We start from the raw sequence: 15297 nt of genomic DNA on the forward strand, positions 1-15297 counted from the left end.
ACTATGTCCCGAAGAGAGCTTGCTAACGCCATTCGCGCCCTGAGCATGGACGCCGTCCAGAAAGCCAATTCCGGCCACCCCGGCGCTCCGATGGGGATGGCGGATATCGCCGAAGTGCTGTGGAACGATTTTCTCAAGCACAACCCGACAAACCCGCACTGGTACGATCGCGATCGTTTCATTTTGTCTAACGGCCATGCTTCGATGCTGCTGTATAGCCTGCTGCATTTGACCGGCTACGATCTGCCGATGAATGAGCTGAAAAACTTCCGCCAGCTGCATTCGAAAACGCCGGGTCACCCGGAACATGGTTATACCCCCGGCGTGGAAACCACCACCGGGCCGCTCGGCCAGGGGCTGGCTAACGCCGTCGGGATGGCTATCGCCGAACGTACGCTGGCGGCGCAGTTTAACCGTCCCGGCCACGACATCGTCGATCACTACACCTGGGTGTTTATGGGCGATGGCTGTCTGATGGAGGGGATTTCTCACGAGGCCAGTTCGCTAGCGGGCACCCTGGGATTAGGCAAGCTGATTGGGTTCTACGATCACAACGGTATCTCTATTGACGGCCACGTTGAAGGCTGGTTCACCGACGATACCGCCGAGCGCTTTCGCGCCTACCACTGGCACGTGATTGGCGATATCGACGGTCACGATCCGCAGGCGGTGAAGCAGGCAATCCAGGAGGCGCAGGCGGTAACAGACAAACCCTCGCTGATTATTTGCCGCACCATAATCGGCTTTGGTTCACCAAATAAAGCCGGTTCCGAAGAGTCGCACGGCGCGGCCTTGGGGGAAAAGGAGGTCGCGCTGGCCCGCGAACAGCTGGGCTGGAAATACCCGCCGTTTGAAATCCCGAAAGAAATTTATCAGGGCTGGGATGCGCGGCCGCGCGGCGAGAAAGCAGAACATGCGTGGAATGAAAAATTCGCCGCTTATCAGCAGCAGTATCCAGAACTGGCGGCTGAGCTTAAACGGCGCATGGAAGGCGAGCTCCCGGCTGACTGGCAAAAAACGGCCCATGATTATGTGGCGAAGCTACAGTCGGAACCGGCGAAAATAGCCAGCCGTAAGGCTTCGCAAAATGCGCTTAACGCCTACGGCCCGGATTTGCCTGAGCTGCTCGGCGGTTCCGCCGACCTGGCGCCCAGTAACCTGACGATCTGGTCCGGCTCGAAGTCGATCAAAGAGGATCAGGCGGGTAATTATATCCACTACGGCGTACGCGAATTCGGTATGACCGCGGTGGCTAACGGCATCGCCCTGCACGGCGGTTTTATTCCCTATACCTCGACTTTCCTGATGTTCGTCGAATACGCGCGCAACGCCGCGCGCATGGCGGCGCTGATGAAGGCGCACCAGATTATGGTCTACACCCATGATTCAATCGGCCTTGGCGAAGACGGTCCAACACACCAGGCGGTAGAGCAGCTGGCAAGCCTGCGGCTGACGCCCAATTTTAGTACCTGGCGTCCGTGCGATCAGGTGGAAACCGCCGTCGCCTGGCAGGCGGCCATTGAGCGCAAGGACGGCCCTACCGCATTAATCCTTTCGCGACAGAATCTGGCGCAAATGGCCCGTACGCCGGAACAGGTGCAGGAAATTGCTCGCGGCGGTTACGTTCTGAAGGATGCGGGCGGCAAGCCGGATCTCATCCTGATCGCCACCGGTTCGGAAGTCGAGATCGCCGTTCAGGCGGCGGAGACGCTGCTGGCCAGCGGCATAAACGTGCGGGTGGTGTCGCTGCCTTCCACCGACGTTTTCGATGCTCAGGATGAGGCCTGGCGCGAGTCGGTGCTGCCTTCCGATGTTAGCGCCCGCGTCGCTATCGAAGCCGGTATCGCCGACTACTGGTATAAATATGTCGGCCTGAAAGGCGCAATTGTTGGTATGACCCGCTACGGGGAATCGGCGCCCGCCGACAAGCTGTTCCCGTTCTTCGGCTTTACCGCTGAACATATTGTCGAAGTCAGCCGTAAGGTGCTTAACGGGTGATCCATAGTGTGGGCCAGGCGTCTGGCCCCTGCCAGTTATCGCACTGCGGTTGCTGAGCGTAGCGGGTCAAATTGAACCGCTGGCCGTCATAACGCCAGCGGGTTTGGATCCCGCAATCGCCCGGCGCGCGGCCTTTATCGAAGGTCACCAGTTCATGACGCTGCTCGTCAAAGCTGGCGTTAATCAACTCAATATCACGCGGCGCATTGCCGGGCGGCTGGAAAGGCAGCGCCAGGCGCACCTGGCGGGCAAGATGCGGCATTTTGCGCGACACCAGCCACGCCAGCCAAACGGTATTGTAGGCGCCCGCTTCGCAACTGGTCATCAGCAGAACTTTCTCATCGGTCAGCGCGGTGACGCGGATTTCCCGGCGGAAAGGATCGAGCGAACAGGGGCTGGCGTTCATCCGCTCATTGCCGTAATCGATAAGCTCATTTAGTTCGTCGCGGCTGAGGGGCGACTGCGCCACCTCCGCTTTGCCTACGGTGCGCAACGCCGGCGCTGGCGGTACGCTGAGCGGTGGTTCTTCACCTTTGCCGACCCACGCGGTTTCGCTGCCGACCCGCTTTTGCCGATTATCAATAAATAGCAGCGCGGCCTTCAGGCCCTTCAATGAAATGCTTTGCAGACCGTTTTGCAGGGTAATCTCTTTCCCCTCCTGGGCCTGCTGCAGGAAAGCGTCGATACTGACGCTATCACCGGTTTTAATCAGCTTATCGGCAATCTGCCAATGTTTACCGTCAAAATGCAGCGGTTTTCCATCTAGCTGCAGCCGCGGGCCGATGGCCGCCAGCGCGGCAACCGGATTACCGACGCCGCCAAGTTCGATGCGTAAAGCGGCATCGGTGGCTGCCCCCGCGCTGCGGCTTAACGTCATCACCAATCCATGATGCAGCCCGACATTACGCGTGACGCAATAATTTTGATTGTTGCAGGTGACAAGCCAGTCTCCAAACAACTGCTGGGCTGGCGCCGCCCACGCCAACGACGTCGGCAGAAAACCGAAAAAAAGCAGCATTAAAACCCGATGAAACATGAGCGGCACAATCCCGAAGTATGACTGACAGAGTGATTTCTAATTCATCATTATCATCAGCACTGGCGGGGTTTTGCTCAATCAGATTTATCAGAGATCCCGCGACATCAGGCCGGAATTTTGTAGGTATTGCAGCAGGATCACCGCTTTGCCATCCTGAATTTCACCGCTGGCGACCATCTCCAGCGCCCGGACGAACGGCAGTTCCAGCACCTCTATATCTTCATCATCCACGCCGCCGCCCCGGTTAGCGCGCTGCGCTTCGCTGTATTCGGCGATAAAAAAGTGAATCAGTTCGGTCACGCCGCCGGGCGACATATAGAGTTCGAAGACCTTGCGCGCCTCGCCGACCTGATAGCCGGTCTCCTCAATCGCCTCCTTGCGGATGCATACCTCTGGCGCGTCGTTATCCAGCAGTCCGGCGCAGGTTTCAATCAGCATGCCATCAGGGTTGCCGTTAACCCAGGTGGCGACGCGGAACTGACGCACCAGTACCACGCTCTGCTTGTTGGGGTTGTAAAGCAGAACCGTGGCGCCGTTGCCGCGATCGTACACTTCGCGTTTGTGACGCACGACGCTGCCGTCGCGGCGCGTCAACTCATAGGTCATGTTGCGCAGCAGAAAGTAGTTTTCGGAGAGGATTTTATCTTTAATGACGTGAATATTAAGTGACATGCAAACTCCGCAGCGTGAAATAACCCAGTCATACTACGCCGCGGAGCCTGCTTTGTCGTTAGTGCGGCAGTGCGGAAGCGACACCAAGATAGTCTATGATCCCCTGCGCGGCATGCCGCCCTTCCGCCATCGCCGTCACCACCAAATCCGCGCCGCGTACCGCGTCGCCGCCGGCAAAGATCTTCTGATTACTGGTCTGGTAACGATAGCGGCTCTCCACGTTCGCCTTGATCCGCCCGCGACTGTCCAACTGTACCCCTGCGGCTTCCAGCCACGGCATCGAATGCGGGTGGAAACCAAACGCCATAATGACCGCATCGGCAGGCATCACAAATTCGCTGCCGGGGATCGGCGACGGGCTGCGGCGACCCTGTGCGTCCGGTTCGCCAAGCTGGGTACGCAGAAAACGCACGCCGCTGACCCGGCCGTCCTCGCCGAGCTCAAGGGTGATCGGCTGAACATTGAATTCAAAGTTCGCCCCTTCTTCGCGGGCGTTTTTGACCTCTTTTTTCGACCCCGGCATGTTAGCTTCATCCCGACGATAGGCGCAGGTGACCCGTTGCGCGCCGTGGCGCAGCGCGGTACGCACGCAGTCCATCGCCGTATCGCCGCCCCCCAGCACGACAACATTCAGCCCGGCGGTATCGATATAAGGTTCATCGGCCAGCGCTTCCAGCCCCATCACTTGTTTAGTGTTGGCGATAAGGAACGGCAGCGCTTCATACACGCCCGGCGCCTCCTCATTGGGCAGATCGGCTTTCATCGAGCGATAGGTACCGGCGCCGACGAAAACCGCGTCATAGTCTGCAAGCAGTTGAGCGAGTTCGATGTCTTTGCCCACCTCGCAGTTCAGTTCAAAGCGGATGCCCATTTGGCTGAAAATCTCGCGCCGACGGGCCAGCAATGATTTATCCAGCTTGAAAGGCGGAATACCGAAAGTCAGCAAGCCGCCGATTTCCGGGTGGCGATCGAACACCACCGGCGCCACGCCGCTACGCGCCAGAAGGTCGGCGCAGGCCAGGCCCGCAGGCCCGGCGCCGATGATGGCAACCTTCTTGCCGCTGGCTTTTACCGCCGAAAGGTTCGGGCGCCAGCCGTCGGCCAGCGCCTGGTCGGAGATATAGCGTTCGATGTTGCCGATAGTCACCGAGCCGCTCTCGTCGCGCAGCGTGCAGGCGCCTTCGCACAGGCGATCCTGCGGGCAGACGCGGCCGGTTATTTCCGGCAGACAGTTGGTTTGATGGGAAAGCTCAACGGCGCTGGCGATGTCGCCGGCTTTTACCCGCTCGATCCACTGCGGAATATGGTTATGCAGCGGACAGGCCCACTCGCAGATGCTGCGATCGCCGCATTTCAGACAGCGTTGCGTTTCCCGCCGCGCCTGTTCGGCGCTGAAGGGCAAATAGATTTCGCCAAAGTGCTGTTTACGCGCATTAGCCGCCAGTTTATCCGCCTCGCCGCGCGCGGGCGTGGCCGCCATCTGGCTGGCCTTATCGCCAAAGGTTGACGCTAAAGCGGTCAAAGTACGATGTTGCCACGACGCCGCATCCGCACGCGCTGCCCGCAGGCGCCGCGTTTTCGCCATCTCGCTTAGCGTGGAATCGGTCGCCAGCTGTAATGCCTGCGCCGGACAATTCTGCACGCAGGCCGGCCCGGCTTGGCGCTCATGGCATAAGTCGCACTTGTGCGCCGTTGCCCTGCCGTCTGGCGTGACGACGATTTGCATCACGCCAAAGGGGCAAGCCACCACGCAGGATTTACAGCCAATACATTTTTCTCCATGCACCAATACGCTGTCATCCTGCTGGCTAATGGCGCCATTAGGGCAGCTACGCACGCAGGGCGCGCCTTCACAGTGACGACAGGTTACCGCGTTACGCTGTTTCTGGTTTTTAATAACGGTAATACGCGGCAAAAAGCGCTGTGGGGTCAAGACATGTTGTTCGCCATTATGCGCCATCACGCAGGCCACTTCGCAGCCCCTGCATCCGATGCATTTGCGACTATCGCTCATAATAAAGTGGTTCATACATCCTTCCGGCTTATCGCTAATAACCCCTCATTTAGTATGACTGTTTATTACCTGACATCATGACCGTGGGACAATGGTCATTTGCCCAGAAATCGGCTTTTCTCGCCAGAATCCGGTTTAGATCAAAAATATTGACCTGAATGAAATTTTGTTTCATTTAGCTGAGCAATAATAGGCGGCTTTGACGGAATGACAGAAAAGACGTGATAAGCGCATATAAATTCAGAGAGGAGCGGCAGAGGTTTCTTTACGCTCTCATAAAAGACACATGATAAATTACACTATCTCCTTAATTTCTCCACGATTGCCTGCGGGGTTAACTATAAAGTGTCACAAGCTGCGCAATAACAAAAAATGTATACAATGAGGTCCTGATTCCGATGGCGAATTTCTTTATCGATCGCCCCATCTTTGCCTGGGTTTTGGCTATTCTGTTGGTCCTGACCGGCACGTTGGCAATTTTGTCGCTCCCCGTAGAACAATATCCGGATTTGGCGCCGCCTAACGTCCGGGTGACGGCCAATTATCCCGGCGCCTCCGCGCAGACGCTAGAGAATACCGTGACCCAAGTTATCGAACAGAATATGACCGGCCTTGATAACCTCATGTACATGTCATCGCAGAGTAGCGCCACCGGTCAGGCAACGGTTACCCTGAGCTTTACCGCCGGTACCGACCCGGATGAAGCCGTGCAGCAGGTACAAAACCAGCTGCAATCGGCGATGCGTAAACTGCCGCAGGCGGTACAGAATCAGGGGGTCACGGTGCGCAAAACCGGCGACACCAACATTCTCACTCTTGCGTTTGTCTCTACCGACGGCAGCATGGATAAGCAGGATATTGCCGACTACGTCGCCAGTAACGTGCAGGATCCTCTAAGCCGCGTCAACGGCGTCGGCGATATCGACGCCTACGGTTCGCAGTACTCGATGCGCATCTGGCTCGATCCGGCGAAACTCAACAGCTATCAGATGACGGCGAAAGATGTGACTGACGCCATCGAATCGCAGAACGCGCAGATTGCCGTCGGCCAGTTGGGCGGTACCCCGTCGGTGGATAAACAGGCGCTGAACGCCACCATCAACTCACAATCGCTGCTACAAACGCCACAGCAGTTCCGCGATATTACCCTGCGCGTGAATCAGGATGGTTCGGAAGTCACGCTGGGCGATGTCGCCAGCGTCGAAATGGGCGCTGAAAAATATGATTATCTGAGCCGCTATAATCGTCAGGCCGCTTCGGGACTGGGAATTAAGCTCGCCTCCGGCGCCAACGAAATGGCCACCGCCGAGCGCGTTATCGCCCGTCTTGATGAACTGTCGCAATATTTCCCGCACGGACTGCAGTATAAAGTCGCCTACGAGACCACCTCTTTTGTAAAAGCCTCGATTACCGATGTGGTGAAAACGCTGCTGGAGGCGATTCTGCTGGTGTTCCTGGTCATGTATTTGTTCTTGCAGAACTTCCGCGCGACCCTGATCCCGACCATCGCCGTGCCGGTGGTATTGATGGGCACCTTCGCGGTGCTTTACGCCTGCGGTTACAGTATTAACACCCTGACGATGTTCGCGACGGTGCTGGCTATCGGCCTGCTGGTCGATGACGCCATCGTCGTGGTCGAAAACGTCGAGCGCATTATGAGCGAAGAAGGTCTTTCGCCGCGCGAAGCGACGCGAAAATCGATGAAGCAGATCCAGGGGGCGCTGGTCGGTATCGCCATGGTCCTTTCGGCGGTATTCGTCCCTATGGCCTTCTTCGGCGGCACCACCGGCGCCATTTACCGCCAGTTCTCCATTACCATCGTTTCAGCAATGGTGCTGTCGGTGCTGGTAGCGATGATCCTCACCCCGGCGCTGTGCGCCACGCTGTTAAAACCGATTCACAAAGGCGAAGTACATGGTCAAAAAGGGTTCTTTGGCTGGTTTAACCGCGCCTTCAACCGCAGCGCCAGCCGCTATGAAACTTTCGTAGGCAAAATTCTCCACCGCTCGCTGCGCTGGATTTTGATTTACGTCCTGCTGCTCGGCGGCATGGTGCTGCTGTTCCTGCATCTGCCGACTTCGTTCCTGCCGCTGGAAGACCGCGGTATGTTCACCACCTCGATACAGCTTCCGAGCGGTTCCACCCAACAGCAGACGCTGAAAGTGGTGCAGAAAGCGGAGGATTATTTCCTTAATAACGAGAAGAGTAACGTCGAGTCGGTATTTGCTACCGTCGGCTCCGGCCCCGGCGGCAACGGCCAGAACGTCGCTCGTATGTTTGTCCGCCTGAAAGACTGGGACCAGCGCGACCCAAAAACCGGCTCCTCGTTCGCTATCATTGAGCGTGCGACCAAAGCCTTCAATAAAATTAAAGAAGCGCGCGTGTTTGCCAGCAGCCCACCGGCCATCAGCGGCCTTGGCAGCTCCGCGGGCTTCGATATGGAGCTCGAAGACCACGCCGGTAACGGTCACGAGGCACTGATGTCAGCACGCGACAAGCTGCTGGAGCTGGCGGCGAACAACGACCAGCTCACCCGCGTGCGCCACAACGGTCTGGACGACAGCCCGCAGCTACAGGTTGATATCGACCAGCGTAAAGCCCAGGCGCTGGGGGTCTCTATTGATGATATTAACGATACGCTGCAGACCGCCTGGGGTTCGAGCTACGTAAACGACTTTATGGATCGCGGACGCGTGAAGAAGGTCTACGTCCAGGCAGCGGCGAAATATCGCATGCTGCCTGACGATATCAATTTGTGGTATGTGCGTAACAGTAGCGGCACCATGGTACCGTTCTCCGCCTTCGCCACCTCGCGTTGGGAAACGGGGTCACCGCGCCTCGAACGTTACAATGGCTACTCAGCGGTCGAGATCGTCGGTGAGGCCGCGCCAGGCGTCAGTACCGGTACCGCCATGACCATCATGGAAGAGTTAGCCAAACAGCTACCGAACGGTTTCGGCCTTGAATGGACGGCGATGTCCTATCAGGAGCGTTTGTCTGGCGCTCAGGCGCCTGCCCTGTACGCCATTTCTCTGCTGGTGGTGTTCCTGTGTCTGGCGGCGCTATATGAAAGCTGGTCGGTACCATTCTCGGTGATGCTGGTGGTGCCGCTGGGGGTTATCGGCGCGCTGCTGGCGACCTGGATGCGCGGCCTGGAAAACGACGTCTACTTCCAGGTTGGTCTGTTGACGGTCATCGGCCTGTCGGCAAAGAACGCCATCCTGATTGTTGAGTTCGCCAACGAACTGAACCAGAAAGGCGAAGATCTGCTGATCGCCACGCTATCGGCCTGCCGCCAGCGTCTACGCCCGATACTGATGACCTCGCTGGCGTTTATCTTCGGCGTGCTGCCAATGGCCACCAGTACCGGCGCGGGTTCCGGCAGTCAGCATGCGGTCGGTACCGGCGTCATGGGCGGGATGCTCTCCGCCACCGTGCTGGCCATCTTCTTTGTGCCGCTGTTCTTCGTGTTGGTGCGCCGCCGCTTCCCGCTGAAAGAGAGGCCGGAATAAACCTTCAAATAACAGAAAAGGCGACTGTCATAGTCGCCTTTTTCATGGGTCAAACATTGTCTTCAGTACCGACAAAGCCAGATTTTATTTACGCAGCATGTCTTCAATAAAATCTTTCCAGTTCCCCAGTTCATGTTCAATCATAATAGCCTCTCTTATTATTATGGCGATTTTAGGTAATTTCCCCGCTCAGGAGAAGTTCGTCCGATCTATCGCTCTAATCGCTTTTCTTGTCGCCGCAAGCCTTGAATACTCTGGCTTGCCGCTACCATAAGCCGGTTCATGTAAATTTAATGTGACATAGAGCAACATTAAGCAACATTTTGTTAATATCAGAATTCCTGTAATTCATTATCTTAGTCTGCCGTGAAAAAGAACAAATTTTAATCAGACAAGACTGAAAAGTTATATTTATCCAGCCAATTCACGTATTATTTAACAAAACTTATATATTCGGAAAAGACTGAGAAACATATTCTTTTAACGTGAAGGTTTAATTATGTTGACCATGTACGGCATCAAAAACTGCGACACCATTAAAAAGGCCCGCCGCTGGCTGGAAGCCCATCAGATTGACTATCGCTTCCATGATTATCGTGTTGACGGACTGGACCGCGAATTGCTGAATACCTTTATTGCCGAATTAGGCTGGGAAGCGCTGCTTAACACCCGCGGCACCACCTGGCGCAAACTCGATGAATCGGTCCGCACTGGGATCGATAATGCCGATGCGGCGGCGGCATTGATGCTGGAAATGCCGGCAATTATCAAACGCCCATTGCTCTGCGCGCCCGGTCAGCCTATGCTGCTGGGCTTTAGCGAAGCAAACTACGAAAAATTTATTAACGAGGTGTAGTCTATGTCTTGCCCGGTCATTGAGCTGGCTCAGCAGCTTATTCGCCGCCCTTCCCTTAGCCCCAATGATGCGGGATGCCAGGCGTTAATGATTGAACGTCTGCGGGCGATCGGTTTTACCGTTGAAGCAATGGACTTCGGCGATACGCAAAATTTCTGGGCCTGGCGTGGACAGGGTGAAACGCTGGCCTTTGCCGGCCATACCGATGTGGTGCCGGCCGGCGACGCCGACCGCTGGATCAATCCGCCGTTTGAACCAACTATTCGCGATGGTATGCTGTTTGGCCGCGGCGCGGCGGATATGAAAGGGTCGTTGGCGGCGATGGTTGTCGCCGCCGAGCGCTTTGTCGCGCAGTATCCGAACCACAAAGGCCGTCTGGCGTTTCTCATCACCTCAGATGAAGAAGCCAGCGCCACCCATGGCACGGTAAAAGTGGTCGAAACGCTGATGGCGCGTAACGAGCGCCTTGATTACTGCCTGGTCGGCGAACCTTCAAGTACCGAAGTGGTTGGCGATGTCGTGAAAAATGGCCGTCGCGGTTCACTCACCTGTAACCTGACGATTCATGGAGTCCAGGGCCACGTCGCTTATCCGCACCTCGCCGATAACCCGGTACACCGCGCGGCGCCGATGCTGGCGGAGCTGGTGGCTATCGAATGGGATAAAGGCAATGAGTACTTCCCGCCGACCAGCATGCAAATCGCCAACGTGCAGTCCGGCACCGGCAGTAACAACGTCATCCCAGGCGATATGTTCGTTCAGTTCAACTTCCGTTTCAGCACCGAGCTGACCGACGAGATGATCAAGGCGCGCATCATCGCGCTGCTGGAGAAATATCAGCTGCGCTATACCGTCGAATGGTGGCTTTCCGGCCAGCCATTCCTGACCGGCCGCGGCAATCTTGTCGATGCGGTAGTGAACGCCATTGAGCACTATAATGAAGTAAAACCGCAGTTGCTAACCACCGGCGGTACCTCTGACGGACGCTTTATCGCCCGCATGGGCGCGCAGGTAGTTGAACTGGGTCCGGTGAATGCGACCATTCATAAAATTAATGAATGCGTCAATGCCGCCGACCTGCAGCTGCTGGCGCGGATGTATCAACGCATCATGGAACAACTGGTCGCCTGACGACAATAACGATTACCCTGCAGCGCCGCTGCGGGGTAAAAAGAGGACACAGCATGGAATGGCTTATCAATCACTGGTGGATTCTGGTGTTGGTATTTTTAGTCGGCGTGATGATCAACGTGATTAAAGATCTTAATCGCGTCGACCCGAAAAAATATCTCGATAACAAACCGGATCTGCCGCCGCATCGCGACTTCAATAGCAAGTGGGATGACGATGACGACTGGCCGAACAAAGACCAGCCGAAGAAGTAAACCTGCGCTCCCCGTCATCGCGTAGGCTGGATGCATTCCCGGGTAGCGGCTGACGCCTTACCCGGGCTACCCATCCCAGCCAACGTTGTGCCGCGGGGCCATTACAGCATTTCGATAATATCGTCATCTTTCGGCGTACCGCCGCTTAGCGCTTCATCAAAATAGTGCTTCGGTACGGTATAACGCAGACGGTCAAGGGCAAACTGCATGCTCCGGTCATCAATGGCATGTCCGAGATCTTCAACGATATCCAGCGTGACATCTCCCCCCAGTTCCTGCAGCCGCTCCTGCGCGGAAACCGCCCACGCCAGATCGATCACCCGATCCTCGCCGCCGTGGATCAGATGCACGGTGGTTTGCGTGGTCGCCGTTTGCGGCAACGACGCGTAACGGCCGTTAAAGGCAATCACACGCGACGCCAGCCCTGGCTCGGCTTTAATACTCTCAAGCGACATAATCGCCCCCTGCGAAAAACCGATCAGCGCCGTCGCCTGTGGGCCTAAACCGCTCTGTTTTTGCCAGTAGCGCACCGTTTCAATAAAGGTCGGCATAATGGCATCGATGCGTTGCTGACGATTCTCTTCCGTCACGCCTTGCACCGAAAACCACTGCCGCGCCGGCGCCGGGCCGCAGGGTTCTGCGCCACCGATACTGACAATGAGCGCATTGGGAAATTGCGGCGCAAACCAGCTACCAATTTGCCCCATCGAAACCGGATTATCGCCAACGCCATGAAACAGCAGCAGCAACTGTTGCGCAGGTGTTGCCGGGCTCTGAACAATAAAGTGATCGTGTTTCATGGTTATCTCCTGATGTCTCAGATAAGCAGGAATCTGGCTCCTGATTGATGCAAGGCAGTTTACGCCGCGCAGAGAATATGACCATGCCATTTAACTGAATGAGTTAGTTAAAAAAATTGCAGCTTCCTGACCCACTCGTCCAGCCGTTGCGCGCGGGCAGGATCGAGGCCTGACAGCGCCGCCGCCGCCTCTTCCCGCAGTCGCCCCAACAGCGCCTTGCGCCCGGATAAACCAAGGTTTGCGCACAGCGCTGCCTCATCGTGCTGCGCTAATCGCGCTCGAAGCGCCACTAACGGCAGCGGCGTCACCTGCAGAAGCCGGTTCAGACTCCCAACCGCCGTCAGCAGTGGACGATGCGCAAAGGCAAAACCGGCAATCTCCAGCCAGTCCTCCTCAGTAAGCATAGCTGTTTCATCCGCCGTCACCGGAGCGCGTTCGTCACGCCACTGACTTAGCCAGCGTTCATCCCGCGCCAGCCGTTGATGTTCGCGCCAGGCCAGCTGCTGCCCCGCTGCACTGAGCGGATAAAGCGCCATCGCCGTATAGCAACCGCTGCTCGCCTCGCGATGCGTGCCCATCCGCACCAGCAGAAAACCGCAGCGCTGCCAGAAGCGCCATAGTTCAGGGGTATAACCAAAGCTGACGGAGAGATAGTCACAGCCGTGCGTCTGCTTGACGGCATGGGCGATTAAACGCTGCCCCAGCCCTTCGCGCTGACGCGCTGGATGTACGGCAATACGGCTGACGCGCCTGCCGGTCAGCGTCGCCGCCAGCGGGCTGCCGCCATGCGCGGCCAATGACTGGGCCACAAGATTGCCGCGCGGGCGGCGATATCCAGCCCAGACGGCACGGCTAAGTTCAGGTTCAAGCCCTCCCTCCTCCACCAGCCACACCGCGCCAGCGACGCCATCCCCGCAGCGAGCCACGGTAAAGTGCTGGCCCGGCGCATCCATCATCCTGCGCAAATCCAGCGGCGAAGTGCGGTAATGCGCGCCGGAAAGCAGTTGATAAGCCTCTGATGGGCGCGTGGGTTGTTCGCGCCAGGCATCCTGGCTTAACGTCTCCAGCTGCGGTTCCCCATGTGGCACATGGAGAAACGCCTCATCGTTAAATAATAATAACCGGTCGATAACCGACTCCAGCGGGCAACCCGGCGCCCAGCGAATCGGCGACGACAGGTTATACCGCCGTAGCGTTGGGAAACTGGCGCAAAATTTCAATAAGAAGCCGCGACCGGTACCCTCATAGCCCTGAACCGTCGTCGTTAACAGCGTATGGGGAAACCGCGCCGTCAGCTGGCGTAGCGTCGGCGCGGGGATAGCGGCGGCCTCATCAACCACCAGCCAGTCGGCTTTCGCGTCGCTTGCCAGCAGGGCATCAGGCGCCATAAAGCGCATCTTCTCCCCCGCAAAAGCGGCGATGACCGCTGTCGCGTCGCGCGTCGGCGCGGTGACGATGGCGGAGCCGGCGAGCTGATGGATCAACATTCCCGCCAGCGCAGATTTACCGCGCCCGCGCCCGGCGGTGACGGCGGCAATTTCCGGGGGCGATGACAGTAGTGACGAAAGAATGGCGGCCTGTTCGGCCTGCGGGTAGCCATCGGCAGCATGCCAGTGCCTGCGCGGCGCGGCCTCCGGCAACCGTAAGCCGTCGCCCTGTCGCCACAGCGCGACCTCAGGATCCGCGCTAAAGAGTTGAAGACAACGATGGACAAAGTTAGGGGTGGCGATCGGTTCAGACGTCTCGCTCCAGCGCAGCGAATCCCCATCCGCCTGCTCAGGCCAGCGGGCAAAATCCGGCGCCAGGAGCACTAACCAACTGCCGGCGCGCAGCGTACCGCCGAGGGCAGCAAAAGCCGCCACGTCAAAACCGTGACGAGCATCGAAGAAGGCATGCAGGAACTCGCGCCCGAGCAGCGTTTTCAGCGCGCCCGGCGCCACGCAGGGTTCCTGCTGCGGCAACGCGCCGACCCACAGACTATCGCCGCCCAGCCGCTCTCGCAGCTCAACGGCCTGCGCCAGACACCAATGTTCGTCGCCGCTGAGCACCAGCAGGCGACGAATACCCTCGCGCGCCATCCGCGCGGTCAGGTCAAGCAGCGTTTCCATCGGCAAACGTTAGCGAAGCGCGCTGCCGAAGGTATTACACTGCGAAGGATCGCCGCTATCGAAACCGCGTTTGAACCACGTATAGCGCTGCTGGGAGGTCCCATGGGTGAAGCTGTCCGGCACCACGCGGCCCTGGCTCTGCTCCTGCAGACGATCGTCGCCGATGGCCTCAGCGGCATTGAGCGCCTCTTGCAGATCGCCGGTTTCCATCACATCCTGTTTTTGCATGTTATTGCCCCAGACGCCCGCAAAGCAGTCTGCCTGCAGCTCCATTTTCACCGACAGGCGGTTCACTTCAGTCTGCGAAGCCTGCTGCTGCATCTGACGGACCTTAGGTTCGATGCCGAGCAGCTTCTGCACATGGTGGCCGACTTCGTGCGCAATCACGTAGCCCTGCGCAAAGTCGCCGTCAGCGCCGAGTTTGTTTTTCATCTCGTCATAGAATGACAGGTCGATATAGACCGTGCTGTCCGCCGGGCAGTAGAACGGCCCCATCACCGATTGACCGGTGCCGCAGCCGGTACGGGTCGCGCCGCGATACATCACCAGCTTCGGCTGTACGTATTGCCGCCCCATCTTTTCAAAAATAGGCCCCCAGGTATCTTCGGTAGTGGCCAGAATAACGGAGGTGAACTTCGCCGCTTCATCATCCTTCGGGCTGATCGAACGCTGGGTTGAAGTTTGCTGCTGCGGCATCGGTTCGCCGGTCAGCATGCCGGTTAAATCCACGCCATAGTAACCCGCCACCAGAACGATAATTAGCAGGACGATGCCGCCTTTACCGCTTGGAATACGGAAACCGCCACCGCCGCCGCCCAGCGGCGAACCTGAATCACTACGTCTGTCTTCCACATTGTCGCTTTCACGACGCCCTTGCCAGCGCATAAGCACCTCTATTCCATCATGTTACGAA

General features: G+C 57.6%; 11 protein-coding genes and 1 pseudogene. 5 read left to right on the forward strand and 7 right to left on the reverse strand.

Annotated elements, in window-relative coordinates; translation table 11 throughout:
• The first annotated feature begins 3 nt into the window (after positions 1-3).
• Positions 4-1998 (forward strand): transketolase, encoded by a 1995-nt coding sequence (tkt, locus tag EAE_RS00485; RefSeq protein ID WP_015703141.1) that lies wholly within the window; start codon positions 4-6, stop codon positions 1996-1998.
• Here tkt and EAE_RS00490 read toward each other — a convergent pair.
• From EAE_RS00490 to aegA, 3 genes and pseudogenes are all read right to left on the reverse strand, one after another.
• Positions 1988-3034, reverse strand: a complete 1047-nt coding sequence (locus EAE_RS00490; protein ID WP_015703142.1) for a DUF1176 domain-containing protein — start codon at positions 3032-3034, stop codon at positions 1988-1990. The genes tkt and EAE_RS00490 overlap by 11 nt on opposite strands.
• 77 nt (positions 3035-3111) lie before the next feature.
• Positions 3112-3709, reverse strand: a pseudogene (gene nudK / locus EAE_RS00495) (GDP-mannose pyrophosphatase NudK).
• Between the two features lie 58 nt (positions 3710-3767).
• Complete coding sequence (gene aegA / locus EAE_RS00500) at positions 3768-5738, reverse strand: formate-dependent uric acid utilization protein AegA (RefSeq protein ID WP_015703143.1); 1971 nt, start codon at positions 5736-5738, stop codon at positions 3768-3770.
• A 383-nt stretch (positions 5739-6121) separates the two neighbouring features.
• Between aegA and acrD the strand changes: the two genes are divergently transcribed.
• Positions 6122-9235 (forward strand): multidrug efflux RND transporter permease AcrD, encoded by a 3114-nt coding sequence (gene acrD, locus EAE_RS00505; RefSeq protein WP_015703144.1) that lies wholly within the window; start codon positions 6122-6124, stop codon positions 9233-9235.
• A gap of 84 nt (positions 9236-9319) precedes the next feature.
• Here acrD and ypfM read toward each other — a convergent pair whose 3' ends face one another.
• Positions 9320-9379, reverse strand: a complete 60-nt coding sequence (gene ypfM / locus EAE_RS00510; protein ID WP_087867655.1) for a protein YpfM — start codon at positions 9377-9379, stop codon at positions 9320-9322.
• A 355-nt stretch (positions 9380-9734) separates the two neighbouring features.
• Between ypfM and EAE_RS00515 the strand changes: the two genes are divergently transcribed.
• The 3 genes from EAE_RS00515 to EAE_RS00525 are packed head-to-tail and all read left to right on the forward strand — an operon-like array spanning position 9735 to position 11476.
• The gene (locus EAE_RS00515; RefSeq protein WP_015703145.1) at positions 9735-10091 is read left to right on the forward strand and encodes an ArsC family reductase; all 357 of its coding nucleotides are present in this window, start codon (positions 9735-9737) and stop codon (positions 10089-10091) included.
• A gap of 3 nt (positions 10092-10094) precedes the next feature.
• On the forward strand, positions 10095-11222 hold the full coding sequence (gene dapE / locus EAE_RS00520) for a succinyl-diaminopimelate desuccinylase (RefSeq protein WP_015365471.1): 1128 nt from the start codon (positions 10095-10097) through the stop codon (positions 11220-11222).
• 53 nt (positions 11223-11275) lie between these two features.
• Positions 11276-11476: a YpfN family protein gene (locus EAE_RS00525; RefSeq protein ID WP_015365470.1), complete on the forward strand. Its 201-nt coding sequence runs from the start codon at positions 11276-11278 to the stop codon at positions 11474-11476.
• 101 nt (positions 11477-11577) lie between these two features.
• On the opposite strand, the gene ypfH is transcribed toward EAE_RS00525, so the two are convergent.
• From ypfH to ypfJ, 3 genes are all read right to left on the reverse strand, one after another.
• On the reverse strand, positions 11578-12276 hold the full coding sequence (gene ypfH / locus EAE_RS00530; protein WP_015703146.1) for an esterase: 699 nt from the start codon (positions 12274-12276) through the stop codon (positions 11578-11580).
• Between the two features lie 107 nt (positions 12277-12383).
• Positions 12384-14384 (reverse strand): tRNA(Met) cytidine acetyltransferase TmcA, encoded by a 2001-nt coding sequence (locus EAE_RS00535; protein ID WP_015703147.1) that lies wholly within the window; start codon positions 14382-14384, stop codon positions 12384-12386.
• A gap of 9 nt (positions 14385-14393) precedes the next feature.
• Positions 14394-15269, reverse strand: coding sequence for a KPN_02809 family neutral zinc metallopeptidase (gene ypfJ, locus EAE_RS00540; protein ID WP_015365467.1), 876 nt, complete (start codon positions 15267-15269; stop codon positions 14394-14396).
• Positions 15270-15297: the final 28 nt, after the last annotated feature.

The organism is Klebsiella aerogenes KCTC 2190, assembly GCF_000215745.1.
Lineage (GTDB): Bacteria > Pseudomonadota > Gammaproteobacteria > Enterobacterales > Enterobacteriaceae > Klebsiella > Klebsiella aerogenes.

Coding starts and splice junctions, on each gene's coding strand:
- EAE_RS00525 (WP_015365470.1), top strand. CDS start 11,276: ATGGAATGGCTTATCAATCACTGGTGGATTCTGGTGTTGGTATTTTTA.
- ypfH (WP_015703146.1), bottom strand. CDS start 12,276: ATGAAACACGATCACTTTATTGTTCAGAGCCCGGCAACACCTGCGCAA.
- EAE_RS00490 (WP_015703142.1), bottom strand. CDS start 3,034: ATGTTTCATCGGGTTTTAATGCTGCTTTTTTTCGGTTTTCTGCCGACG.
- acrD (WP_015703144.1), top strand. CDS start 6,122: ATGGCGAATTTCTTTATCGATCGCCCCATCTTTGCCTGGGTTTTGGCT.
- ypfJ (WP_015365467.1), bottom strand. CDS start 15,269: ATGCGCTGGCAAGGGCGTCGTGAAAGCGACAATGTGGAAGACAGACGT.
- EAE_RS00515 (WP_015703145.1), top strand. CDS start 9,735: ATGTTGACCATGTACGGCATCAAAAACTGCGACACCATTAAAAAGGCC.
- dapE (WP_015365471.1), top strand. CDS start 10,095: ATGTCTTGCCCGGTCATTGAGCTGGCTCAGCAGCTTATTCGCCGCCCT.
- EAE_RS00535 (WP_015703147.1), bottom strand. CDS start 14,384: ATGGAAACGCTGCTTGACCTGACCGCGCGGATGGCGCGCGAGGGTATT.
- aegA (WP_015703143.1), bottom strand. CDS start 5,738: ATGAACCACTTTATTATGAGCGATAGTCGCAAATGCATCGGATGCAGG.
- tkt (WP_015703141.1), top strand. CDS start 4: ATGTCCCGAAGAGAGCTTGCTAACGCCATTCGCGCCCTGAGCATGGAC.